Raw genomic sequence first — 21,526 nt, 5'->3', positions numbered from 1 at the left:
CGTCCCTGCGGTCGATCAGCGGCCGGCCCGCCGACCGTCCGCCGAGGATCGACGGGTCAGCCCGCCCGCCTGCGGGTGAAGGGGGCACGGAGCCGCTCGACCCAGCCGTCGAGCAGGGTCGTGCGGTCGTCCGGCCGGGCGGGCGCGGTCGGCATCAGCAGCCACAGCGCCAGGTAGAGGAAGAACCCGGCCCCGCCGGCGAAGACCAGCGCGACGAACCCGAGCCGCCACAGCAGCGCGTCGATCCCGGTGTGCCGGGCCAGCCCGGCGGCGACGCCCCCGACCAGCAGGTCGGTGCGGTCGCGCTGCAGCGGCGGACGCCCGGAGGTGTCGTGCGGCGTCCCGGCCGGCGGCGCCTGGAGCTGCGGGGTCTCGGTCTGCGGGGTCTGGGTGTGCACCGTCTCGGTCATGACACGAGCCTGCGCCCGGCGGGGTCCCGCCGGCATCGGGGAACCCCCGGATCCGACCCTGGTCCTACAGCTCAGGGTCGGCGGGGCGCGCCCCGGAGGCGAGCATCAAGTGACAGCTGATCGGGCTCACCCGGCCCCGGGAGCCCCGCTCAGCTGTCACTCGGTGAGGGCGGCGGCACTCGCCGCCCGGAGGAGGCCTCAGAGCATGGTGCGGAGGCGTTCCCGGCGGGCGCGGAGGACGTCGACCGAGGCGGACGCCGAGGGCGGGCCGGGCACCGACTGGCGCAGCTGGGTGTGCACCACGGCCTGCGGCGTCGAGGTCTTCGCCGCGATCCGGTTCACCAGCCGGTTGATCTCCCGGCGCAGGTCGGTGGCGTCGCGCCAGGAGCGGCCGGCCTCCTCTTCCTCCGGGTGGTCCTCGACGACCATGAAGCCGTCGTCGTCCCCGTTGCGGTGCGAGGCGGCGATCCGGGCGCGCAGCTCGTCGTCCCGCTTGGCCAGCAGCTCGGCGGTCTGCGCGGGCGTGAGCAGCCCGGGGATGCCCAGGAAGTCTTCGGCCTCGGCCTCCAGCGGCACCACCGCGGGGGAGCCCTCACCGGTGTGCGCCGTCCCGCTGGACAGGACGTGGGCGAACCGGGCGTCGGCCTCCAGCGCCTCCCACTGCTTCATCTCGCCCTCGCGCGGCTCGCGCGGGGGCAGGTCGAGGGCCTCCAGCTCCTCGTCGGGCTGGCTCTTCGGCGGCGGCATGACGTGGTTGCGCTGCTCCTCCATCGAGGCGGCCAGCGACAGGAGCGGACGCACCGCGGGGAGGAACACGGTCGCCGACTCGTGCGGCGCCCGGGCACGCACGACGCGGCCGACGGCCTGGGCGAAGAACAGCGGCGTCCGGTAGGAGGTCATCCAGGCCAGGACGGCGGCACGCGGCACGTCGACGCCCTCGGAGACCATCCGCACGCAGACTGCGATCCGGGCGCCGCCCTTGTTGAACTTCTCGATCTTCTTCGACGCCTTGGGGTCGTCGGAGAGGATCAGCTCCGGCGCCTTCCCGGTCACCCGGCGCACGATCTTGGCGTACTCGCGGGCGTCGTCCTGGTCGCTGGCCAGCACCAGCCCGGCGGCGTCGGGCATGCCGCCCTCCTCGCGGAGGTGGGTGATCCGGTCGTCCATCGCGGCGATCACGTGCGGCACCCACTGGCCCTTGGGGTCCAGTGCGGTGCGCCACGCCTGCATCTCCACCGAGCGGGTGCCGGCCTCCGACAGCGAGGCGGCGACGACCTCGCCGGCGGAGTTCCGCCACCGCGAGGTGCCGGTGTAGGCGGCGAACACGACGGGCCGGACGACGTTGTCGGCCAGCGCCTCCTTGTACCCGTAGGTGAAGTCGGCCATCGACATCAGGCCGCCCTGGCCCTCGAAGCCGTCCTCCACGTACCGCACGAACGGGATGCGCTCGTCGGCCTTGGTGCGGAACGGCGTCCCGGTCAGGCACAGCCGGCGGGCGGCGCGGCCGTAGGCCTCCTCGACCGCCTCGCCCCAGGAGAGCCCGTCGCCGGCGTGGTGCACCTCGTCCAGGATCACCAGCGTCTTGACGGTGGTGGCGCGGGCGGCGTGCAGCATCGGCTTGCCGGCCACCTGTGCGTAGGTGGTCACGTAGCCCTGGGTGCCGGCGCGCACCGGGCCGACGGCGTTGGTCAGGTTGGGGTCGAGCACGATGCCCATCGCGTCGGCCGCGTCGGCCCACTGCATGCGCAGGTGGTCGGTCGGGCAGACGACGATCACCCGCGCGACCTCGCGGCGGGACAGCAGCCGCGCGGCCAGGGTCAGGGCGAAGGTGGTCTTCCCGGCGCCCGGGGTCGCGGTGACCAGGAAGTCCTTCGGGGACTCCTCCTCGTACTTGCCGAGGGCCGCCTGCTGCCAGGCCCGGAGTGGTCGGCTGGTCGTCTGCGGGGCCCGGGCCGCCGCCTGTGTTGCAGTCGCCATGTCGGGAGTCATTCTGGACGGCGGCCGGGCAACACGCCCAACCACCCACCTCCCGCGCGCGTCTCCGGGCGCGACGTATGGCGGCTGTCGGCACGCCGCTGACCTGCGCACATGACTCGACACGACGCAGGGTGTGGCGCTCGTCATGTCCCGGACCGGACCGTCCCGTCACCCTCCCCGGCCCCGCCGTCCCCAACCGCCCCGCGGCGCGTTGACAGACTCCCGGCGTGACCGACGGAGCCGACCTGTCCCTGTCCTGGCTGACCTCACCGGGAGCGGTGTCGGAGGAGGTGCGGGCCGAGCTCACCGCGTGCTGGCGGGACGTCGCCAACGGCGGGGGAGCGGTCGGCTTCGCCCAGCAGCTGCCGGTCACCGACGACGTCGTCCGGCCGGTGCTCGACGACGCGATCGCCACGCTCGGCGCCGGGCTGGGCCGGCTGCTCGTCGTCCGCCGGGACGGCGACCTGGCCGGCTGGCTGCTGCTCACCGGCAACGCCGACCCGGTGCGCGCGCACTGGGGCCGGGTGACCCGGGTGATGACGGCGTTGCCCGCGCGGGGCAGCGGCGTGGGCCGGGCCCTGATGACCGAGGTGGCCCGCGCCGCCCGGGACGACCTCGGACTGGAGCTGCTGCGGCTGGAGGTCCGGGGCGGCACCGGCTACGAGCGGTTCTACGCCCGGTTCGGCTGGCAGGTGACCGGCTGCTGGCCCGGCGCCCTGCAGATCGGCCCCGGCGACCGGCGGGACGAGCTGCTCATGACCCTGTCCCTGACGGGCTCGCCCGCCGCGTCGTAAGCTGGCCCCGGCCCCTCGACCAGGAGGCCCGATCGGCCCGGCCACCAGCGGGACACCCCCCGCTGCCCGGCGCCGCCTCATCCACCGTGCTGCCTCCTGGAGTCCTCCCGTGTCCTCGTCGGTGCTGTCCCCGTCCCTGCCCCAGCTCGCCCAGCGGCTCTCCGGGGTCGCCAGCTCGCCGGTCCGTGAGCTGCTCGCCCTGCTCGACCGGCCGGGCGTCATCTCCTTCGCCGGCGGCCTGCCGGCCCCCGAGCTGTTCGACCTGGACGGCGTCCGGGCCGCCTACGACAGCGTGCTGTGGGGCCCGCGTGCCCGGCACGCGCTGCAGTACGCCCCCACCGAGGGCGACCGGCAGCTGCGGGCGCGGGTGGCCGGCCGGATGACCGCCCGCGGGATGCACAGCTCGGTCGACGACCTGCTGGTCACCACCGGCTCGCAGCAGGGCCTGACCCTCGTCGCCACCGCGCTCCTCGACCCGGGCGCCGTCGTCCTGGTCGAGGACCCGACCTACCTGGCCGCGCTGCAGTGCTTCCAGCTGGCCGGCGCCCGCGTCGTCCCGGTCGCCACCGACGAGCACGGCGTCGACCCGGCGGCGCTGGACGAGGCGATCCGGCGGGAGAGCCCGGCGCTGGTCTACCTGGTGCCCACCTTCGCCAACCCGACCGGGCGCACGATGCCCGAGCACCGGCGCGCCGAGGTGGTCGAGCTGACCGGCCGGCACGGTGTCTGGCTGGTGGAGGACGACCCGTACGCGGAGCTGCGCTACCGCGGCACCGACGTCGCGCCGCTGGCCGCGCAGTCAGGGGCGGACGAGCACGTCGTCCACCTGGGCAGCTTCTCCAAGATCGCGGCCCCGGGGCTGCGGCTAGGCTGGCTGCGGGCGCCGTCCCGGCTGCTGCCGGCGCTGACGGTCGCCAAGCAGGCCGCCGACCTGCACACCTCCACGATCGACCAGGCCGCCGCGGCCGCCTGGTTCGCAGCGGCCGACGTGGAGACCCACCTCCGCACGCTGCGGCGGGCCTACCGGCAGCGCCGCGACGCGATGGTGGCCGCGCTGCCGACGACGCTGCCGGCGGGCAGCACCTGGACCGAGCCGGACGGCGGCATGTTCGTCTGGGCGCGGTTGCCCGGGGACGTCGACACCGCCGAGCTGCTGCACCGGGCGCTGGCCGCTGACGTCGCCTTCGTGCCCGGCGCCGCGTTCTACGCCGGGACGCCGGACCGGTCGACCCTGCGGCTGTCGTTCACCACCCACACCCCCGAGCGCATCGCCGAGGGCATGGCCCGCCTGGGCGCCGCCCTCCGCGCCTGACGGCGCACCCCGGGGCGGCCATGTTGGCCAACATGGCCGCCCCGGGTCCGGCCCGCGCTGAGCGGGGGGCCTTGCTCAGTCGGCGGGTTCGTCGACCCAGTCGGGGCCGTTGACCTCGCCGGGGCCGGCCAGGTCGGCCGCGTCGACGATCGTGTAGGCGTAGCCCTGCTCGGCGAGGAACCGCTGCCGGTGGGCTGCGTACTCGCTGTCCAGGGTGTCCCGGCTGACCACGGTGTAGAAGTGCGCCTGCCGGCCGTCGGCCTTCGGGCGGAGCACCCGGCCGAGGCGCTGGGCCTCCTCCTGACGTGACCCGAAGGTGCCCGACACCTGGACGGCGACGGCGGCCTCGGGCAGGTCGATGGAGAAGTTGGCGACCTTGGAGACGACGAGGGTCTTGATCTCGCCGGTGCGGAACGCCTGGAACAGCCGCTCGCGCTCCTTGTTCGTCGTCGACCCCTGGATCACCGGTGCGTCGAGCGCCGCGCCGAGCTCGTCGAGCTGGTCGAGGTAGGCCCCGATCACCAGCTTCTGCTCCTCCGGGTGCCGCTCCAGCACCCGGCGGATGACCGGCAGCTTGGACTGCGCGGTGGCCGCGATCCGGTACCGCTCCTCGGGCTCGGCGACCGCGTAGGTCATCCGCTCCTCGTCGTCCAGGCTGACCCGCACCTCGATGCACTCGGCCGGGGCGATGTAGCCCTGCGCCTCGATGTCCCGCCACGGGGCGTCGTAGCGCTTCGGGCCGATCAGGGAGAAGACGTCGTCCTCGCGGCCGTCCTCGCGCACCAGCGTCGCGGTCAGCCCCAGCCGGCGGCGGGACTGCAGGTCGGCGGTGAGCCGGAAGATCGGGGCGGGCAGCAGGTGGACCTCGTCGTAGACGATCAGGCCCCAGTCCTGGGCATCGAAGAGGTCCAGGTGCCGGTACTCGCCCTTCCGGCGGGTGGTGATCACCTGGTAGGTCGCGATGGTGACCGGCCGGATCTCCTTGCGCTCGCCGGAGTACTCGCCGATCTCGTCCTCGGTCAGGCTCGTCCGCGCGATGAGCTCGCGCTTCCACTGCCGGCCGGAGACGGTGTTGGTGACCAGGATCAGCGTGGTCGCCTTCGCCTCGGCCATCGCCGCGGCGCCGACCAGCGTCTTGCCCGCGCCACAGGGCAGGACGACGACGCCCGACCCGCCGGCCCAGAACCCGTCGACGGCTTCCTGCTGGTAGTCACGCAGGTGCCAGTCGTCCTGGGCCAGGTCGATCGGGTGGGCCTGCCCGTCGACGTAGCCGGCGAGGTCCTCGGCCGGCCAGCCCACCTTGAGCAGCGCCTGCTTCAGCCGCCCGCGCTCGGAGGGGTGGACGACGATCGAGTCGGCGTCGATCCGGGCGCCGAGCATCGGGGCCACCCGCTTGCTGCGGACGACCTCCTCCAGCACGGCCTTGTCGGTGCTGGTGAGCGTGAGCCCGTGCACCGGGTGGTTGGCCAGGGTCAGCCGGCCGTAGCGGTCCATCGTGTCGGCGACGTCGACCAGCAGCGCGTGCGGCACCGGGTAGCGCGAGTAGCGCACCAGGGCGTCGACGACCTGCTCGGCGTCGTGCCCGGCGGCGCGCGCGTTCCACAGCGCGAGCGGGGTGATCCGGTAGGTGTGCACGTGCTCGGGTGAGCGCTCCAGCTCGGCGAACGGCGCGATCGCCGCCCGGCACTCCTTGGACTGCGGGTGGTCGACCTCGAGCAGCAGCGTCTTGTCGGACTGGACGATCAGGGGTCCGTCGTTCACGCGGGCGCGATCCTCTGTTCGGGGCTCCGGTGCAGGGTGCGCGCCGGACTGTCCACGGTAACGCCGCACACCGGCCGGGCCTTCCGGCGCAGCTGCCGATCGCGTCACCTGGGCGCCGGTCCGGGCACGGCCGGGGTTGGGGCGAGGGGGCAGCCCCGCGCTCGGTCGGCGCGCGCGGAGACGCCCCGCTGCCGGTGAGACGCCGCTACCGTCCCGGCATGCTCGACCACCTCGGGATCCAGGTCGCCGACGTCGAGGCGTCGCTGGCCTTCTACCTGCAGACGTTCGCGCCCATCGGCATGCGGGAGGTGGCGCGCTTCCCGGCGGGGGAGTCCTCCGTCGTCGGCCTCAGCGGCCCGGACGGCGTGCCGGACCTCTGGCTCAGCCCGGCCGAGGCCGGGGAGACCCGGGAGCTGCACGTCGGTCTCCGGGCCCCCGACCGGGCCGCCGTCGACGCGGTGCACGACGCCGCCCGGGCGGCCGGCGCCGAGGTGCTCCACGCTCCGCGGGAGTGGCCGGAGTACCACCCGGGCTACTACGCGGTCTTCCTCCGGGACCCAGACGGGCACAACGTCGAGGCCGTCCACCACGGCTGAGCCCGGCCGGGGCTCATCCCGCCGGCGGCCCCTCAGGTCCAGGCGGTGCGTCGCAACGGGGGCTGCTCACCCCCGGTCTTCTGCAGCAGCACCTGGTTGACGCCCATGTCGCCGGCCTCGAAGGCCAGGGCGCAGGCGGCCATGTACAGCCGCCAGACCCGGGCCCGGCCCTCGCTCGTGGCCGCGACGGCGGCGTCCCAGTTCTCCTCCAGTCGCTGCACCCACGCCCGGAGGGTCAGGGCGTAGTGCTGGCGGAGCGCCTCGACGTCGAGCACCTCCAGGTCCCGGGACTCCAGCAGGCCCACCGTCTCGCCCAGGCCCAGCAGCTCGCCGTCGGGGAAGACGTAGCGGGCGATGAAGGTGTCCGGGTCCCAGGTGGTGGTGCCGTCGTTCCAGTTGATCGCGTGGTTGAGCAGCCGGCCGCCGGGACGCAGCAGGCTCCGCAGCTGGGCGACGTAGGCCGGCATCTGCGCGCGGCCGACGTGCTCCGCCATCCCGATCGAGCTGATCGCGTCGAACGGCTCGTCGTCCACGGCCCGGTAGTCCTGCACCCGGATGTCCACCAGGTCTGCCACTCCTGCCTCGGCGACCCGCTTGCGGGCCATCCGGGCCTGCTCCTCCGACAGCGTGATGCCGACGACGGTGGCCCCGTAACGCTGCGCGGCGTGGATGGCCATCGAGCCCCAGCCGCAGCCGACGTCCAGCAGTCGCATGTCCGGGGACAGGCCGAGCTTGCGGCAGACCAGGTCGAGCTTGGCCTCCTGCGCGGCGTCCAGCCCGGTGTCCGGGGACTCCCAGACGGCGCAGGAGTAGACCATCGACGGCCCGAGCACCAGCTCGTAGAAGTCGTTGCCCACGTCGTAGTGGTGCGAGATGGCGGCGGCGTCCCGGGTGCGGGAGTGCCGGCGGCCGTGCGAGCCGAGGTCGGCCTCCTCGACGGGCGGCGCGGGCTCCCGGCCGATCGCGCCGAGCCGCAGTGCCGTGCCGACCAGGCCGAGCCGCTCGCGCAGCGTCGGCGGCGCCATCGGCCCCGTCTCGGCCAGCCGGCCGACCGACCGGAGTGCGGCGAAGGTGGCGAAGACGTCGTCCTCGATGTCGATGTCACCGGCGACGTAGGCCCGGCCCAGGCCCAGCTGGCCCGGCGACCAGGCCAGCCGGCGCAGCGCCCGCCGGGAGTTCACCGCCAGCACGGGTGCGCCGGGCGGGCCGGCCAGCGAGCCGTCCCAGGCGCGCAGTCGGAGGGGCAGCTCCGTCGTCCCCAGCACGGCGCCCAGCGCCTCTGCCAGCCGGTCGGCCACCGTTCGCTTCGTCATGTCCACGCTCCTGAACCAGGTGCGCCGACCAAGGCCCGTCACGTCTCGAACTCTGGTTGCGCACACCAACTGTTCCGCGCAACAGTGGGCGGGTCCGTGATCATTCCGAACTCGCCCGATCTAGGGAACAGAGATCAGGACGGCGCGGGGGAGTCCTCCGACTCGACCAGCGCGACCGAGGTGATCCGGTGGACGGCGAAGGTGCGGTTCTCCCCGCGCCCCTCGTCGAAGCCCTGCAGGAAGCCACCGACCAGCGAGACCGGCTGCACGATCCGCTGGCTGCCGCTGCCCTGGGCGTCGACGTAGCCCAGCCAGATCGGCAGCCCCTCGCGCACGGCCCGGGAGAGCAGCTCGAGCGTGCTGGCGGTGGTCACCCCCGGCACCTGCCGCACCGGCTCGCTGCGCCGGGCGGCGAGCGCGGCGTCCCCGGCCCGGATCTCCCGGACGGTCGCCGCCACGTCGTCGGGGGCCAGCCGCCGGGGCCCGGACGGCGCGGCGTTGCCGGGTCGCCGTCCGGCGGCGCGCGCGGGCGCCTTCGGCCGGGTGAGCACCGCCCCTCCGGAGGACTCCCCGGCCGGGGCGTAGCCCGCGGCGCGCAGCACCGAGAGCACCTCCTCCGGCGGCAGCCCGCTGACCAGGACACCGGGGGCGAGGCGGCGCAGCTCGGCGTTGGCGGTCCGTCGGTCGCTGAGCACCTGGGACACCAGCCCGTGGTCGTCGGAGCGCACGTAGCACTCGATCGCGCCCACCCGCAGCCGGCCGTGCTGGCGGGCCACGTCGTCGACCAGGAACTCCAGCGCCTGCGGCACCGGGGTGCGGGAGGCGCGGGTGAAGAAGTCGTGCAGGTCGGCCGCCGACCAGCCGGCGTCCAGCGCGCGCCGGATGCTGCCGTCGGAGACCCGGTAGACCGTGGCCCCGCCGGAGGACTCGACGTCGGCGACGACGGCCAGCGTCCCGGCCAGCTCGGCGACCAGCGGACCAGGGGCGATGAGGGAGAGGTCGGGCTGGGCGAGCACGTGGTCCACCGGCTCGGGCAGCAGGCCGCGCATCCCGTCGGCGGCGGCGTCCTCCCCGCCGGTGAGCAGCGCCCGCCCGCCGGTGCTCAGCACCCCGCCCACCGCGATGCCCAGCCGTTCGGCCTCGGCCAGCAGGTCGGGCACCGGGGAGAGCCGGTCGGCCCGGCGCGGCGTCCGCCAGCGCAGCAGGGTGACCAGCTCCGGGGCGGTGAGCCCCTCGCCGGATGGGAACTCGGCCAGCACCGCCAGCGCCGAGCGCCGCAGCGCCGGTGCGGTCTGTCGGACGACGTCGGGGGACAGCACGTTCACCGCCTTGCCCGCCACGTCGCGCTGGCCCACCAGCGAGATGAGCCGGACGCTGGTCAGCCAGCCCTCGGCCAGCACCGCCCAGCGGTCGGGGAGGTCCTGCTCGCGCCAGGCGTCGTAGCCGCGGGTGGGCAGCCACTCGTCGCGCTGGGCACCGCCGACGTCCAGCAAGCCTGCGGCGTGCGCCAGCTCGACCAGGAAGGCGATGTCGCCCTCGCTGATCCGCAGCTCCTTGGCCAGCCGCTTCTGGTCGCGCACGCCGAGCCCGCCGCTGCGCAGCAGGCCGGCCGGCTCCTCCTCCAGCGCGGTGAGCACGTCGGTGACCCGGCCGATGACCTCCAGCGCGGCGCCGGCGGCCTGCCGGTCGACGATCGCCGGATCGCGCCGGGTGACCGCCGGTTCGGGGCGCAGTCGCGGTGGGCCCAGCGGTCGGTCGCCACGCAGCGCCAGCCCGATCTCCCGGGGCAGCTCGACGTTCACCGCGTCGATCCGGGCGAGCAGTCCGGCCTGCAGCAGCCGGCGGGCCGGGGTGAGCGCACCGCCGGTGCTGTCGGGCAGGTGACCGACCGGCCGGTCGGCGCTCAGCCGCTCCAGCACGCCGAGCTCGTCGGGGTCGAGCCCGGCCAAGGTGGCCGGCACGTCGCCGGGCAGCGGCACCCGCAGGTCGGCCGCCCGCCGGCCCAGCCCGGCCGGGTAGCGGACGGCGCGGCGCACCGGCTCGGGGGCGTGCAGGTCGGCGTCGCCCCACAGCAGCGCCCGGGTGGTCAGCGTCTCGACCGCGGCGTCGACCACCTCGGCCGGCACGTCGGGCAGCAGCCCGGGCAGCTCGGTGCGCGGCACGCCGTCGGTGGGGGAGAGCAGCACCGCGTCGAGCACCTGCAGGGTCGCGGCGTCCAGCTCGTCCAGCGCGCGGTCGACCGAGACCGGCACCGCCAGCCGCGTGGCCAGGCCGACCACGTCGGAGGGAGCAGGGCGCGCGACGTCGGGCCGGGCCACCAGGAGGTCGCCCAGCTGCTCGTCGGTGCGGGTGCGCAGCCAGGCGGCGAGCGTGGCGGGCTGGTCCGGAGACATCCGCTCCACGCTACGTCGCCCTCCGCCGCGGCCGCCGGGCCGGCCGGGCTCTGTCACCATCCCGGGGTGCCCGCCCTCGACGACCCGCAGACCCGTACCGACCTGGCCGCGCTCCGCGCCGGGGGCCTGCGCTGGCTGGGCGGCGGACTGCTCGCCGTCGTCCTGGGGTGCGTGCTGGGCGCCGCCGTCGTCCGGATCGCCGAGGACGGCGGCACCCGGCTGCCCGGCGGTGGGCTGCTCGTCGTCGCCCTGGTGCTCGGCGGGCTGGCGGCCGCGCTCGCCGGTCTCGGCTCGCTGCTGCGCACCCGCCGGTGGGCCGCCGCGCTGGCCCGGGAGCCGTGGCGGTCGGGCCGGCTGCGGATCGCCGGGCCGGCGGTGCTGCAGGTCGAGCCGGACGGGCCGGAGGACGACCCGCTGCCGCTGCGGCTGCTGTCGACCGCGGTCTGGCGGACCCGGGCGGTGCAGCGGCTGGACGGCGGCGAGGTCCGCTACGCCGAGGTCTCCCCGACCGAGTGGGTGCTGACCGCCGACGGCGCCGGCACGGTCTACGGCGCCCGGGTACCGGCCGGCACTGACCCCTCCCAGCGACACGGGGACCCGCGGCGTGCGTGCGGGCGGCCCGGCACGGGAAGATGAGCGGTGAGGCACCCGGGGAGCTGACCCGGGCCCCGCACGCAGATGGAGGCGTCATGTCCAAGCGCAAGGAGAAGCACGCCCACCTGGTCGAGCCGACCTGGGGGCAGTCGGAGGGCGACGGCCCGCCGGTGACCGAGCTGGTCAGCGAGATGGCCGGTGGCCTCTCCCCGTTCGGCGAGGACCACGCCTTCCCGCTCCCGCCGGAGCGCCTGCGCTACGTCCACCCGCAGGACAAGCCCAACCGGGCCGGCCTGATGGCGGGCGAGGGCAGGTGAGTGCGCCCGCGCTGCCGTCCTACAGCAGCGGCACCTCCACGGTGCCCCTGCTGGGCGACACGATCGGGGACGACCTCGACCGGACGGCAGCGCGGGTGGGCGACCACGAGGCGCTGGTGGAGTGCTCCTCGGGCCGCCGCTGGACCTACCCCGAGCTGGTCGCCGACGTCGACGCCTGCGCCCTGGGCCTCGACGCCCTCGGCGTGGCCAAGGGCGACCGGGTCGGCATCTGGGCGCCCAACTGCGCCGAGTGGGTGTTCGTGCAGTACGGGACGGCGAAGCTCGGCGCCGTCCTGGTCACGATCAACCCGGCCTACCGCACCCACGAGCTGTCCTACGTGCTGCGCCAGGCCGGCATCTCGGTGCTGGTCGCCGCACCGGAGTTCAAGGGCAGCGACTACCGGGCGATGGTCGACGAGGTCCGGGCCGACTGCCCGGACCTGCGCGAGGTGGTCTTCCTCGGCGACCCGGCGTGGGACGAGCTGATGGCCACCGGCCGCGCCGCCGACCGCGGGCTGCTCGCCGAGCGGGCCACCCAGCTCTCCCCGGACGACCCGGTCAACATCCAGTACACCTCCGGGACGACGGGCTTCCCGAAGGGCGCCACGCTCACCCACCACAACCTGCTCAACAACGGGTTCTTCGTGGGCGAGGGCTGTGGCTACACCGAGGCCGACCGGGTCTGCATCCCGGTGCCCTACTACCACTGCTTCGGCATGGGGATGGGCAACCTGGGCTGCACCTCGCACGGCGCGACGATGGTCATCCCGGCGCCCGGCTTCGACCCCGCGGCGACCCTGCGCGCGGTGCAGGACGAGCGGTGCACCTCGCTGTACGGCGTCCCGACCATGTTCATCGCCGAGCTGGGCCTGCCCGACTTCGCCTCCTACGACCTGTCCAGCCTGCGCACCGGGATCATGGCCGGCTCGCCGTGCCCGGTCGAGGTGATGAAGCGGGTGGTCGAGGAGATGGGCATGACCGAGGTGACCATCTGCTACGGCATGACCGAGACCTCGCCGGTCTCCACCCAGACCGGTGCGGACGACGACCTGGACCGCCGCACCTCGACGGTCGGCCGGGTGCACCCGCACCTGGAGGTCAAGGTCGTCGACCCACGGACCGGACTGACCGTGCCGCGCGGCAGCCCGGGGGAGTTCTGCACCCGCGGCTACTCGGTGATGCTCGGCTACTGGGACGAGCCGGAGAAGACCGCCGAGGTGCTCGACGCCGCCCGCTGGATGCACACCGGCGACCTGGCGGTGATGGACGAGCAGGGCTACCTGAACATCGTCGGCCGAATCAAGGACATGGTGATCCGCGGCGGGGAGAACGTGTACCCGCGGGAGATCGAGGAGTTCCTCTACACCCACCCGGACGTCGTGGACGCCCAGGTGATCGGCGTCCCGGACGTGCGGTTCGGCGAGGAGCTGATGGCCTGGGTGCAGCTGCGCCAGGGCGCCGAGCCGCTCACCGTCGAGGCGTTGCGGGAGTTCTGCGCCGGCAAGCTCGCCCACTACAAGGTGCCCCGGTACCTGAAGCTGGTCGACGGCTTCCCGATGACGGTCACCGGCAAGGTGCGCAAGGTCGAGATGCGCGAGGTGTCGATCGAGGAGCTGGGGCTGCAGGAGGCGGCCGCCCACCGCTTCGCCTAGGGGTGGACGGGGCGGCTGCGGGGTCAGCCGTGGCGCAGCAGCAGGTCGGTGGCCAGGCCGCAGAGGGCGGCCAGCACCACCAGCGCGGTCGCCAGGGCGGCGGCGCGCGGTGCGCGGGCGTCGCCACCGGCCGCGGCCGCGGCCTGGGCGTCCCGCTGGCGCCGGGGCGCCACCACTCCGAGCACCGCCAGGGCGGCGATCGCCGCGACCGCGGCCGGGACGACCAGCCGCAGGTCGCCGTGCACGGCCGCGCTGCGGGTCAGCAGGCTGGTGACCAGCAGCAGCCCGACCCCGGTGCGCTGCCAGGACAGCGCGGTGCGGGCCGGCTGTGTCTCCCCGGCGCGGTGGGCCGGTGGGCTGCTGGTCACCCGCGGACGATGTCCACCACGACCAGCACCAGCAGCGCCACGACCAGCAGCGCGACCAGTGCGGTGACCCAGCGCGCGGCCACGCTGGTGGGCAGCGGCTCGTCGGCGGCGATGGCCCGCTCGTTGCGGCTGTAGCGGCGGTGCCCGGCCAGCGCGGTCACCAGGCCGGCGACGAGCAGCGCCACCGAGACCGCCTGGCCGCCGCCGGGGAAGCCCAGCCGCGGGGCGAACTGGGTCATCGCGACGCCGCCGGCGACCAGGGCCAGGCCGGTGCGCAGCCAGGCCAGCAGCGTCCGCTCGTTGGCCAGGCTGAACCGGTAGTCCGGGTGCGGCGGCGGCGCCGGGGAGCCGGGCGGGGTGGACACGGCGGTCAGCGTAGGGGCCGGGTGGCAGCCTCCCCGGAAAGCCCGCCCGGCACGGCCCCCGGCCGGGCTAGCCTGAGGAGCGAGCGGCCGAGACCGGCCGTGGACGCCCCGGCCACGACGGCCCGGGGCCGGCGACGAGTGACTGAGGGATCGACGTGCCCAGCGGCAAGGTGAAGTGGTTCAACCCGGAGAAGGGCTTCGGCTTCCTGGCCCACGACGGTGGACCGGACGTGTTCGTGCACAAGGACGCGCTGCCCGCCGGTACCACCGAGCTCAAGCCCGGCCAGCGGGTCGAGTTCGGCATCGTCCAGGGGCGACGCGGTGACCAGGCGTTGCAGGTGCGGGTGCTCGACCCGCTGCCCTCCGCCGTCGCCGCCACCCGCAAGAAGCCCGACGACCTGGTGCCGATCGTCGAGGACCTGATCAAGCTGCTGGACGACGTCTCCGAGGGGCTGCGGCACGGGCGGCACCCGGACAAGCAGCACGCCCGCAAGGTGGCCGCGGTGCTGCGCGCCGTCGCCACCGACCTCGACGCCTGAGGCCCGGCGGGGCGTCACCCGGCCGGGGGCGCCTCGGTGGTGCCCTCGGTCGGACCGGCCGCGGTGCGGATGAAGCCGACCGGCCACGCGCCGGACAGCCCCTCGCACGCGTCGGCGTCGGAGTCCTGCACGACCACCAGGTAGAACGTCGCCGGGACGACGTCGGAGGTGGAGATCTCGTCGAGGACGGTGGTGCCCGCCTCGACGTCGACCTCACCGATCCGCTCCTGCAGGTCCTCGTCGAAGACCTGCACCTCCCAGCCGGTCTCGGCCACCGCGTCGGGCACCTGCAGCACGACGGTGGTGTCCGGCGCGACCTCGAGGATCGGCGGCGAGGTCTGGTAGCGCTGGCCCTCCCCGTCCAGGCAGTACTGGGTGGGCTCGGCGGTGATCGGGTCACCGCCGGCCTGCACGGTGATCGAAGGGGCGACGGTCTCCGGGCTGCCCGGACCGGATCCCCCGCAGCTGCTCAGCAGCACCAGCCCGGCCAGCAGCGCGGCCCCCGTCGACGCCCGTCCTGCCGTGCTCACGTCATGCCTCCCGATCGGTGGTGCGGATGACCCGGCGGGTGCGCAGGCTCCAGAGGGTGAGGGCCACGGCGAGCACCAGCAACGCCGCGGCCACGGTGAAGCCCAGCCAGCCGATGGTGGGCAGGGCGACACCGAGCGCGCCACCGACGACCCAGGCCAGCTGCAGCCAGGTCTCGGAGCGGGCGAACGCCGAGGCGCGCAGCCGGTCGGGCACCTCGCGCTGGATGATCGCGTCGAGGGCGGACTTGCCCAGGCCGTTGGCCACCGCGGCCACCCCGGCGACCAGCGCGGCCATCGGCAGGCTGAACGTGAAGGCGGCCAGCACGGTGATCGCGGCGGCCACCCCGGCGGCGGCCAGCACCACCTTGTCCGGGCTGGTGGTGTGCAGCCGCGACCCGGCCGCGGTGCCCAGGAAGCTGCCGGCCCCGGCCGCGACGGCGATCGAGCCGAGCGCGACGGTGGCCGCCCAGCCGTCGTCCACGGTGGCCTGCACCAGGAACGCGGAGAAGATGGTGAGGAAGCCGCCCAGTCCGCGCAGCGCCGCCGTCGCACGCAGCGCGGTCACCACGTGCGGGGTGGTGGCCCGGCGCCGTCCCGGCAGGTCGATCGGTGCGGTGCGCAGCACGTCGGCCGCCTCCTCACCGGCCGGGACGTCGACGTGGGAGGGGAGCCGGAGGGCGAGCACCGCCGCCACGGTGAACAGCACGGCGGTGGCGCCGAGTTCCCAGCCGAAGCCGAGCACCGCCACGATCCCCGCGCCGACGGCCCCGAGCACCCCGCCGGCGGCCAGGCCGAAGACCGACAGCCGGGCGTTGGCCGAGGTCAGCGACATCGCTCCGGGCAGCACGCGGGGGACGACGGCGGCGCGCAGCACGTTGAAGCCCTTGCTCAGCACCAGCACCCCGAGCGCCGCCGGGTAGAGCGCCAGGTCGTCGTGGTGGGCGGCCATCAGCAGCGCCAGCACGGCCCGCGCGGCGAGGCTGCCGCTCAGCGCCCAGCGCCGCCCGCGCTGCAGCCGGTCCAGGGCCGGTCCGATCACCGGCGCCACCAGCGCGAACGGTGCCATCGTGACCAGCAGGTACAGCGCGACGTTGCTGCGCTGGGCGTCCGCCGCGGCGGCGAAGAAGAGCGTGCCGGCCAGGGAGACGGCGATCATCGCGTCGCCGGCCACGTGCAGGGCGTTGACCCAGACCAGCCCGGAGAGGCCGCTGTCGCCGGCGCCGTCGGCCCGGCCGGCGGCCCGCACCCGGCGGACGGCGGCGCCGCTCAGCTCGCGGGTGCGTGCCGCGGCGACCCGGGTGACGGTGACCCGCGGCCCGCGGACCCCGGGGCCGGGCGTGGTGGCACCGGGCGTCGGGTCGGCCCAGGGGCCGGCCGTCGTCGCGGCGGGGGCGGCGCCGTCGGTCGTCGCGCGGGCAGCGGCGCCCGGCGGCTGAGCGGCGGGGACCGGTGCGGCGGGGACCGGTGCGACGGGGGTCGGCGCGGCGGCCACCGGGCGGGCTGCGGTGGGGGTGTCGTCGCCGGGCGGCTGGCTCGCGGCCACCGGAAGCGGCCGGGTCTGCTGCCGCCGCACCCCCATCGGTGAGGTGTCGACCCCGTGCTCCGGCGCGTGGCGCGCGGCGCGCAGCCGCCGGCGGGCGCGCGGGGCGGGGGAGTCGGGCACGCCGCCCATGGTGCCGCAGCTGCCTGTGTCGGTCCGCCGCCCTCGGCGCGGGCACCCGGCGGTGAGGACGGGCGGAGCCGCCCGCGCCCGTCCGCCCACTCCGGCTGCGCTGCCCGGTGGTGGCGGCCCGGCCGAACCGCCGTCCCGGCGACGCCGCCCGAGCCGGGGTGGCGCCATCGGTGACAATGGGGGTGTGTCCGACTCCGAGTACGCCGCTGCCCCTGGCCCCACTCCGGACGAGGTGCTGGCCGCCGCCGTCGAGCAGGCCCGTGCCGCCGCCGTCGAGGTCGCCGGGGACGCCGCCGCCGTGGGTGACCACCTGGGCGTGAGCCCCGAGCCGATCGGCGTGGACGAGGCCCCCGAGCTGGGCGCCGTCCGCACGCACTCCTTCGCCGCCACCCTGCCCGGCTACGTGGGCTGGCACTGGGCGGTGACCCTGGCCGTGGTGCCCGGCGACGCCGCCCCGACCCTCGACGAGGTCGTGCTCCTCCCGGGTGACTCCGCGCTGCTCGCCCCGGCCTGGGTGCCGTGGAGCGAGCGGCTCCGCCCCGGTGACCTCTCGGTCGGTGACGTGCTGCCCTCCACCGAGGACGACCCGCGCCTGGTGCCGGCCTACCTCGCCGACGACGACTCCGCCGACGACCCGGCCGGCCGCGTCGTCGCCGAGGAGCTGGGCATCGGCCGTGAGCGGGTGCTGTCGCCGGAGGGCCGCAACGAGGCCGCCACCCGCTGGCGGGAGGGCGACTTCGGGCCGCGCTCCTCGATGGCCCGGCACGCGCCCGGCCCCTGCGCCACCTGCGGGTTCTACCTGCCGCTGGCCGGGTCGCTGCGACTGTCGTTGGGCGCCTGCAGCAACGCCTTCGCCCCGGCCGACGGGCACGTGGTGGCCGCCGACTACGGCTGCGGCGCGCACAGCCAGGCGAGCCTGGAGCGCGCCGACGGCGAGCCGGCCGAGTTCACCCCGACCGCGCGCTACGACACCGCGGACTTCGACGTCCTCTGAGCGCCGGGCCGCTGAGTGCTGGGCCGCTGAGCGCTGGGCTCAGCGCTGGCCCTGCCAGCGCATGAGCGCCAGGCCGAGGAAGGGCAGCACGACGCCGGCGACACAGGTCCAGGTCCAGACCGGGTCGACCCGGTCGCCCAGGAACAGCAGCACGACCAGCGCGATCGCCCACAGCGCCGTCCCGGCCAGCACGACCCGGGTGGTGTCGACCTGCAGCGGCGGGGGAGAGGGGCGGGTGGGCGCGGGCACGCCCCGACCCTAGGTCCGGCGCAACCAGAACGGAACGCGGGTGGAACGACCCGGCCCGGCGCATGTGGCACGCTGTCGCCGCTCGATGTCAGCTGCGCCGGGCGGTCCGCCGGTGTGTCGACACCGCCGGGGCCGTGCCGTCGCCGTCCCCCGGGGGTCACCCATGCCCGACAAGTCCCGCAACCGTGCCCGCAAGGTCGCCGGTGGCACGGGTGCGACCGCAGCCACCGGCACCGCCCCGGCCCCGGCGGACGCCGGCGTCCCCGCCGAGGTCGTCGCCGGCCCGCGGCGCAGCGCCGGCCCGCAGGTCCGGCCGAAGAACGGGGTGGACCGGTACTTCGAGGTCACCGCGCGGCGCTCCACGTTCGGGCGCGAGGTCCGTGGCGGTCTGACCACCTTCTTCACGATGGCCTACATCGTGGTGCTGAACCCGATCATCCTGTCCGGCGCGGACATCGACGGGAACACGCTGCCGTTCGCCTCGGTCGCCGCCGTCACCGCCTTCGTGGCCGGCGCGCTCACCATCGCGATGGGCGTCATCGGGCGGTACCCCTTCGCGCTGGCGGCCGGGCTGGGGATCAACGCGATCGTCGCCGTCTACGCGGCCACCGAGCTGACCTGGCCGGAGATCATGGGCCTGGTCGTGCTGGAGGGCCTGCTCATCACGGTGCTGGTGCTCACCGGGTTCCGCCGGGCCGTCTTCGAGGCGATCCCCGCTCAGCTGAAGATCTCCATCGCCGTCGGCATCGGCTTCTTCCTGACCATCATCGGGCTGGCCGACGCCGGGGTGATCCGGCCGGGCTCACCGCTGATCAGCTTCGGCGTGGGCGGTCAGCTGGCCGGCTGGCCGCTGCTCACCTTCGTCGTCGGCCTGCTGGTGACCAGCGTGCTCGTCGTCCGGCGGGTGCGTGGTGGGCTGCTCATCGGCATCGTCGTCACCACCCTGTTCGCCATCGTGGTGGAGGCGATCGCGCAGGTCGGGCCGCGCACCGGCGCCGACGGCAGCGAGGCCAACCCGCGCGGCTGGGCGCTGCAGGTGCCCTCGTGGCCCGACGACTGGATCGGCCTGCCCGACCTGTCGCTGATCGGGGACTTCTCGCTGTTCGGTGGGTTCTCCCGGATCGGCGTGATCGCCGCCGTCCTGATCGTCTTCGCGATCATGATCGCCGACTTCTTCGACACGGTCGGCACGGTCACCGCCGTCGGCGCGGAGGGCGACCTGCTCGACGAGGACCGCAACCTGCCCCGTTCCCAGCCGGTGCTGCTGGTCGACTCGCTGGCCGCCGCGGCCGGTGGTGCCTCCAGCGTCTCGTCGAACACGACCTACATCGAGAGCGCGGCCGGGGTCGGCGACGGTGCGCGCACCGGCCTGGCCAGCGTCGTCACCGGTGTGGTGTTCCTGGTCGCCGCGTTCTTCACCCCGCTGGTGCAGGTGGTGCCCTCCGAGGCCGCCGCGCCGGTGCTGGTGATCGTCGGCGCCATGCTGATCAGCCAGATCCGCGACCTGGCCTGGGACGACATGTCGCTGGTGATCCCCGCCTTCCTCACCATCGCGCTGATGCCGTTCACCTACTCGATCACCAACGGGATCGGTGCCGGGGTGGTCAGCTTCGTGCTGCTCCGGCTGGCGGTCGGCCGCCGCCGGGACGTGCACCCGCTGATGTGGATCGTGGCGGCGGTGTTCGTCGTCTACTTCGCGCTCGAGCCGATCCAGCAGCTCCTCTGAGGAAGGACCCCCCTTCCCCCCACCCCTCGCAGGCTCGGGGCGGGCCCCTGAAGGGGGGCCGGTCGGGGACGTCGCCTCCGCGGGCGGCGCCTCGGCGCGGCAAGTCGTTAGTCATGCTTCCTTTCTCGGGTTAAGGTGGACGACGTGGCTCGGACGACGCTGGACACCGCGGCGCTCGCCCACGACCTGCGGCTGGCCGTGATGCGCTTCTCCCGGCGGCTGCGCAACCAGCGGGTGGACACCTCGGTGACCCTCACCCACCTGGCCGCGCTGTCGACGCTGAAGCGGCACGGGCCGATGAGCCCTGGAGAGCTGGCCACGCACGAGCGGGTGCAGCCTCCGTCGATGACCCGGGTGGTCGTGGCGCTGGAGGCCAAGGGCCTGGTGACCAGGACGCCGCACCCCACCGACGGTCGGCAGGTGGTCATCGAGCTGACGCCGGCGGCGGAGGAGCTGATGAACGAGGAGGTCCGCGCTCGGGAGGCATGGTTGTCCGGGCACCTCCAGGAGCTGACCGCCGAGGAGCGGGCCGTGCTGCGCGAGGCCGCGGTGATCATGGACAAGCTCGCCAGTGGGTGACCTCGACGGCTGCTGACCCCACCCCGCGCGCCGGCATGTTCCGGTCGCTGCGCGTGCGCAACTTCCGGCTGTACGTCTCGGCCAACCTGGTCAGCCAGACCGGGACGTGGATGCAGCGCATCGGTCAGGACTGGCTGGTGCTCCAGCTCTCCGGGGACAGCGGCGTCGCGCTCGGCATCACCACCGCACTGCAGTTCGGCCCCACCCTGCTGTTCAGCTTCTACGGCGGCGTGCTGGCCGACCGGTACGACAAGCGTCGGGTGCTGATGCTCACCCAGGCGGTGATGGGCGTGCTCGCGCTGGGGCTCGGGCTGATGGTGGCCACCGACGCGATCGACCTCTGGCACGTCTACCTGCTGGCCCTGGGGCTGGGCATCGTCTCCTCGCTGGACACCCCCGTGCGGCAGTCCTTCGTCTCCGAGATGGTCGGCGCCGACCTGCTGGCCAACGCGGTCAGCCTGAACTCCACCGTGTTCAACGGGGCCCGGCTGGTCGGACCGGCGGTGGCCGGTGCGCTGATCGCGGCGTCCGGTGGCGACACCGCTCCGGCGTTCCTGGTCAACGCGGCCAGCTTCGCGACCACCATCGCCGCGCTGGCGTTCATGCGGGTCGGGGAGCTCAACCGCAGCGCGCCGGTCGCCCGGTCCCGCGGGCAGCTGCGGGAGACCCTGGCCTACACCCGCCGGCACCCCGACCTCATCCTCGCGATGGTGCTGGCCTTCACCGTGGGCACGTTCGGCTTCAACTCCCAGATCACCATCGCGCTGATGGCCAAGGAGGTCTTCGGCCTGGGGGCCGGCGCCTTCGGGCTGCTGTCCACCGCCTACGCGGTCGGGTCGTTGTCCGGCGCCCTGCTGTCCACCCGCCGCAGCACCCGGCCGCTGCAGCGCTTCCTGATCGTCTCCGCCGTCGCCTTCGGGCTGCTGCTGGTGGTCAGCGGCCTGATGGGCGACTACGTCGCCTTCGCCGCGCTGCTCATCCCGACCGGTGCTGCCGCCCTGGTGTTCAGCGTGGCCTGCAACAGCTTCGTCCAGCTCGGCGTCGACCCGCAGATGCGCGGCCGGGTCCTGGCGCTCTACTTCATGGCCTTCATGGGCGGGACGCCGGTGGGTGCGCCGCTGATCGGCTGGGTCTCCGAGCGGTTCGGCGCCCCCTGGGGGCTGATCGGTGGCGGGATCGTCTGCGTCGTCGTCGCGGCGGCCGCGGGCGCGGTGCTCTCGCGCGGGCGCCGGGTGCGCCTCGAGCTGCACGTCGTGCCGCCCAGCGCACACCTGCACGTGGCCCCCGCCCGGCTGCCCGACCGGGTTGCGGGCCTCGCGGAGGCTGCGGACGGGGCAGTGCCCGGGGAGCAGACGACGCGCGACCCGGTCCGCTGAACCGGTCGC

At 74.9% G+C, this 21,526-nt stretch carries 21 protein-coding genes; 11 read left to right on the top strand and 10 right to left on the bottom strand.

Annotation, left to right across the window (positions count from 1 at the left end; translation table 11 throughout):
* Nucleotides 1-56: 56 nt before the first annotated feature.
* Both HLA93_RS01425 and HLA93_RS01420 read right to left on the bottom strand, forming a co-directional pair.
* Nucleotides 57-410: a PspC domain-containing protein gene (locus HLA93_RS01425; RefSeq protein ID WP_222192431.1), complete on the bottom strand. Its 354-nt coding sequence runs from the start codon at nucleotides 408-410 to the stop codon at nucleotides 57-59.
* 198 nt (nucleotides 411-608) lie between these two features.
* Entirely contained in the window at nucleotides 609-2,387 is a 1,779-nt protein-coding gene (locus HLA93_RS01420) for a DEAD/DEAH box helicase (RefSeq protein ID WP_222192430.1), read from the bottom strand.
* Nucleotides 2,388-2,614: 227 nt separating this feature from the next.
* Between HLA93_RS01420 and HLA93_RS20615 the strand changes: the two genes are divergently transcribed.
* Both HLA93_RS20615 and HLA93_RS01410 read left to right on the top strand, forming a co-directional pair.
* Nucleotides 2,615-3,181 (top strand): GNAT family N-acetyltransferase, encoded by a 567-nt coding sequence (locus HLA93_RS20615; protein ID WP_222192429.1) that lies wholly within the window; start codon nucleotides 2,615-2,617, stop codon nucleotides 3,179-3,181.
* A gap of 109 nt (nucleotides 3,182-3,290) precedes the next feature.
* Nucleotides 3,291-4,493: an aminotransferase-like domain-containing protein gene (locus HLA93_RS01410; RefSeq protein WP_222192428.1), complete on the top strand. Its 1,203-nt coding sequence runs from the start codon at nucleotides 3,291-3,293 to the stop codon at nucleotides 4,491-4,493.
* A 75-nt stretch (nucleotides 4,494-4,568) separates the two neighbouring features.
* Here the strand turns inward: HLA93_RS01410 and HLA93_RS01405 are convergent, their stop codons facing one another.
* Nucleotides 4,569-6,254, bottom strand: coding sequence for a DNA repair helicase XPB (locus tag HLA93_RS01405; RefSeq protein ID WP_222192427.1), 1,686 nt, complete (start codon nucleotides 6,252-6,254; stop codon nucleotides 4,569-4,571).
* Between the two features lie 218 nt (nucleotides 6,255-6,472).
* On the opposite strand from HLA93_RS01405, the gene HLA93_RS01400 reads away from it, so the two are divergent.
* Nucleotides 6,473-6,850, top strand: coding sequence for a VOC family protein (locus tag HLA93_RS01400; protein WP_222192426.1), 378 nt, complete (start codon nucleotides 6,473-6,475; stop codon nucleotides 6,848-6,850).
* A 32-nt stretch (nucleotides 6,851-6,882) separates the two neighbouring features.
* Here the strand turns inward: HLA93_RS01400 and HLA93_RS01395 are convergent, their stop codons facing one another.
* Nucleotides 6,883-8,163, bottom strand: a complete 1,281-nt coding sequence (locus tag HLA93_RS01395; RefSeq protein ID WP_222192425.1) for an SAM-dependent methyltransferase — start codon at nucleotides 8,161-8,163, stop codon at nucleotides 6,883-6,885.
* Nucleotides 8,164-8,297: 134 nt separating this feature from the next.
* Entirely contained in the window at nucleotides 8,298-10,556 is a 2,259-nt protein-coding gene (locus HLA93_RS01390) for a helicase C-terminal domain-containing protein (RefSeq protein ID WP_222192424.1), read from the bottom strand.
* A gap of 66 nt (nucleotides 10,557-10,622) precedes the next feature.
* Between HLA93_RS01390 and HLA93_RS01385 the strand changes: the two genes are divergently transcribed.
* From HLA93_RS01385 to HLA93_RS01375, 3 genes are read left to right on the top strand one after another with little or no spacing between them, the layout of a single operon-like run.
* Nucleotides 10,623-11,192: a hypothetical protein gene (locus HLA93_RS01385; protein ID WP_308127884.1), complete on the top strand. Its 570-nt coding sequence runs from the start codon at nucleotides 10,623-10,625 to the stop codon at nucleotides 11,190-11,192.
* 53 nt (nucleotides 11,193-11,245) lie between these two features.
* Nucleotides 11,246-11,467 carry a hypothetical protein gene (locus HLA93_RS01380; RefSeq protein WP_222192423.1) on the top strand — a complete coding sequence of 74 codons (222 nt, stop codon included), beginning with the start codon at nucleotides 11,246-11,248 and terminating at the stop codon, nucleotides 11,465-11,467.
* The gene (locus tag HLA93_RS01375) at nucleotides 11,464-13,119 is read left to right on the top strand and encodes an AMP-binding protein (protein ID WP_222192422.1); all 1,656 of its coding nucleotides are present in this window, start codon (nucleotides 11,464-11,466) and stop codon (nucleotides 13,117-13,119) included. The genes HLA93_RS01380 and HLA93_RS01375 overlap by 4 nt, the downstream gene beginning before the upstream one ends.
* 23 nt (nucleotides 13,120-13,142) lie before the next feature.
* On the opposite strand, the gene HLA93_RS01370 is transcribed toward HLA93_RS01375, so the two are convergent.
* Nucleotides 13,143-13,487 carry a DUF202 domain-containing protein gene (locus HLA93_RS01370; protein ID WP_222192421.1) on the bottom strand — a complete coding sequence of 115 codons (345 nt, stop codon included), beginning with the start codon at nucleotides 13,485-13,487 and terminating at the stop codon, nucleotides 13,143-13,145.
* A complete protein-coding gene (locus HLA93_RS01365) occupies nucleotides 13,484-13,852 on the bottom strand; it encodes a YidH family protein (RefSeq protein ID WP_222192420.1) in 369 nt (122 codons plus the stop codon). Before HLA93_RS01365 ends, HLA93_RS01370 begins: the two co-directional genes overlap by 4 nt.
* A 155-nt stretch (nucleotides 13,853-14,007) precedes the next feature.
* Here HLA93_RS01365 and HLA93_RS22495 point away from each other — a divergent pair, with 155 nt between their 5' ends.
* The gene (locus tag HLA93_RS22495; protein WP_222192419.1) at nucleotides 14,008-14,391 is read left to right on the top strand and encodes a cold-shock protein; all 384 of its coding nucleotides are present in this window, start codon (nucleotides 14,008-14,010) and stop codon (nucleotides 14,389-14,391) included.
* 14 nt (nucleotides 14,392-14,405) lie between these two features.
* Here the strand turns inward: HLA93_RS22495 and HLA93_RS01355 are convergent, their stop codons facing one another.
* Both HLA93_RS01355 and HLA93_RS01350 read right to left on the bottom strand, forming a co-directional pair.
* Nucleotides 14,406-14,921: a DUF2771 family protein gene (locus HLA93_RS01355; protein WP_222192418.1), complete on the bottom strand. Its 516-nt coding sequence runs from the start codon at nucleotides 14,919-14,921 to the stop codon at nucleotides 14,406-14,408.
* A gap of 1 nt (nucleotide 14,922) precedes the next feature.
* Entirely contained in the window at nucleotides 14,923-16,584 is a 1,662-nt protein-coding gene (locus tag HLA93_RS01350; protein ID WP_308127883.1) for an MFS transporter, read from the bottom strand.
* Nucleotides 16,585-16,777: 193 nt separating this feature from the next.
* Between HLA93_RS01350 and HLA93_RS01345 the strand changes: the two genes are divergently transcribed.
* Nucleotides 16,778-17,587 carry a DUF3027 domain-containing protein gene (locus HLA93_RS01345; RefSeq protein WP_222192417.1) on the top strand — a complete coding sequence of 270 codons (810 nt, stop codon included), beginning with the start codon at nucleotides 16,778-16,780 and terminating at the stop codon, nucleotides 17,585-17,587.
* Nucleotides 17,588-17,626: 39 nt separating this feature from the next.
* Here HLA93_RS01345 and HLA93_RS01340 read toward each other — a convergent pair whose 3' ends face one another.
* Nucleotides 17,627-17,836 (bottom strand): DUF2530 domain-containing protein, encoded by a 210-nt coding sequence (locus tag HLA93_RS01340; protein WP_222192416.1) that lies wholly within the window; start codon nucleotides 17,834-17,836, stop codon nucleotides 17,627-17,629.
* A gap of 163 nt (nucleotides 17,837-17,999) precedes the next feature.
* Between HLA93_RS01340 and HLA93_RS01335 the strand changes: the two genes are divergently transcribed.
* The 3 genes from HLA93_RS01335 to HLA93_RS01325 all read left to right on the top strand — a co-directional run bounded on the left by HLA93_RS01335 (nucleotide 18,000) and on the right by HLA93_RS01325 (nucleotide 21,517).
* Complete coding sequence (locus tag HLA93_RS01335; protein WP_222192415.1) at nucleotides 18,000-19,562, top strand: NCS2 family permease; 1,563 nt, start codon at nucleotides 18,000-18,002, stop codon at nucleotides 19,560-19,562.
* A gap of 144 nt (nucleotides 19,563-19,706) precedes the next feature.
* Complete coding sequence (locus tag HLA93_RS01330) at nucleotides 19,707-20,141, top strand: MarR family winged helix-turn-helix transcriptional regulator (protein ID WP_222192414.1); 435 nt, start codon at nucleotides 19,707-19,709, stop codon at nucleotides 20,139-20,141.
* Nucleotides 20,138-21,517 carry an MFS transporter gene (locus HLA93_RS01325; RefSeq protein ID WP_308127882.1) on the top strand — a complete coding sequence of 460 codons (1,380 nt, stop codon included), beginning with the start codon at nucleotides 20,138-20,140 and terminating at the stop codon, nucleotides 21,515-21,517. The genes HLA93_RS01330 and HLA93_RS01325 overlap by 4 nt, the downstream gene beginning before the upstream one ends.
* The last annotated feature ends 9 nt before the right edge of the window (nucleotides 21,518-21,526 follow it).

The sequence above is a fragment of the Modestobacter italicus genome (genome assembly GCF_019799965.1).
Lineage (GTDB): Bacteria > Actinomycetota > Actinomycetes > Mycobacteriales > Geodermatophilaceae > Modestobacter > Modestobacter italicus_A.
Note: the sequence above shows the minus strand (reverse complement) of the source record. Positions and strands in the feature narration are given on the sequence as shown.

Coding starts and splice junctions, on each gene's coding strand:
- HLA93_RS01420 (WP_222192430.1), bottom strand. CDS start 2,387: ATGGCGACTGCAACACAGGCGGCGGCCCGGGCCCCGCAGACGACCAGC.
- HLA93_RS01395 (WP_222192425.1), bottom strand. CDS start 8,163: ATGACGAAGCGAACGGTGGCCGACCGGCTGGCAGAGGCGCTGGGCGCC.
- HLA93_RS01390 (WP_222192424.1), bottom strand. CDS start 10,556: ATGTCTCCGGACCAGCCCGCCACGCTCGCCGCCTGGCTGCGCACCCGC.
- HLA93_RS01380 (WP_222192423.1), top strand. CDS start 11,246: ATGTCCAAGCGCAAGGAGAAGCACGCCCACCTGGTCGAGCCGACCTGG.
- HLA93_RS01335 (WP_222192415.1), top strand. CDS start 18,000: ATGCCCGACAAGTCCCGCAACCGTGCCCGCAAGGTCGCCGGTGGCACG.
- HLA93_RS01425 (WP_222192431.1), bottom strand. CDS start 410: ATGACCGAGACGGTGCACACCCAGACCCCGCAGACCGAGACCCCGCAG.
- HLA93_RS01400 (WP_222192426.1), top strand. CDS start 6,473: ATGCTCGACCACCTCGGGATCCAGGTCGCCGACGTCGAGGCGTCGCTG.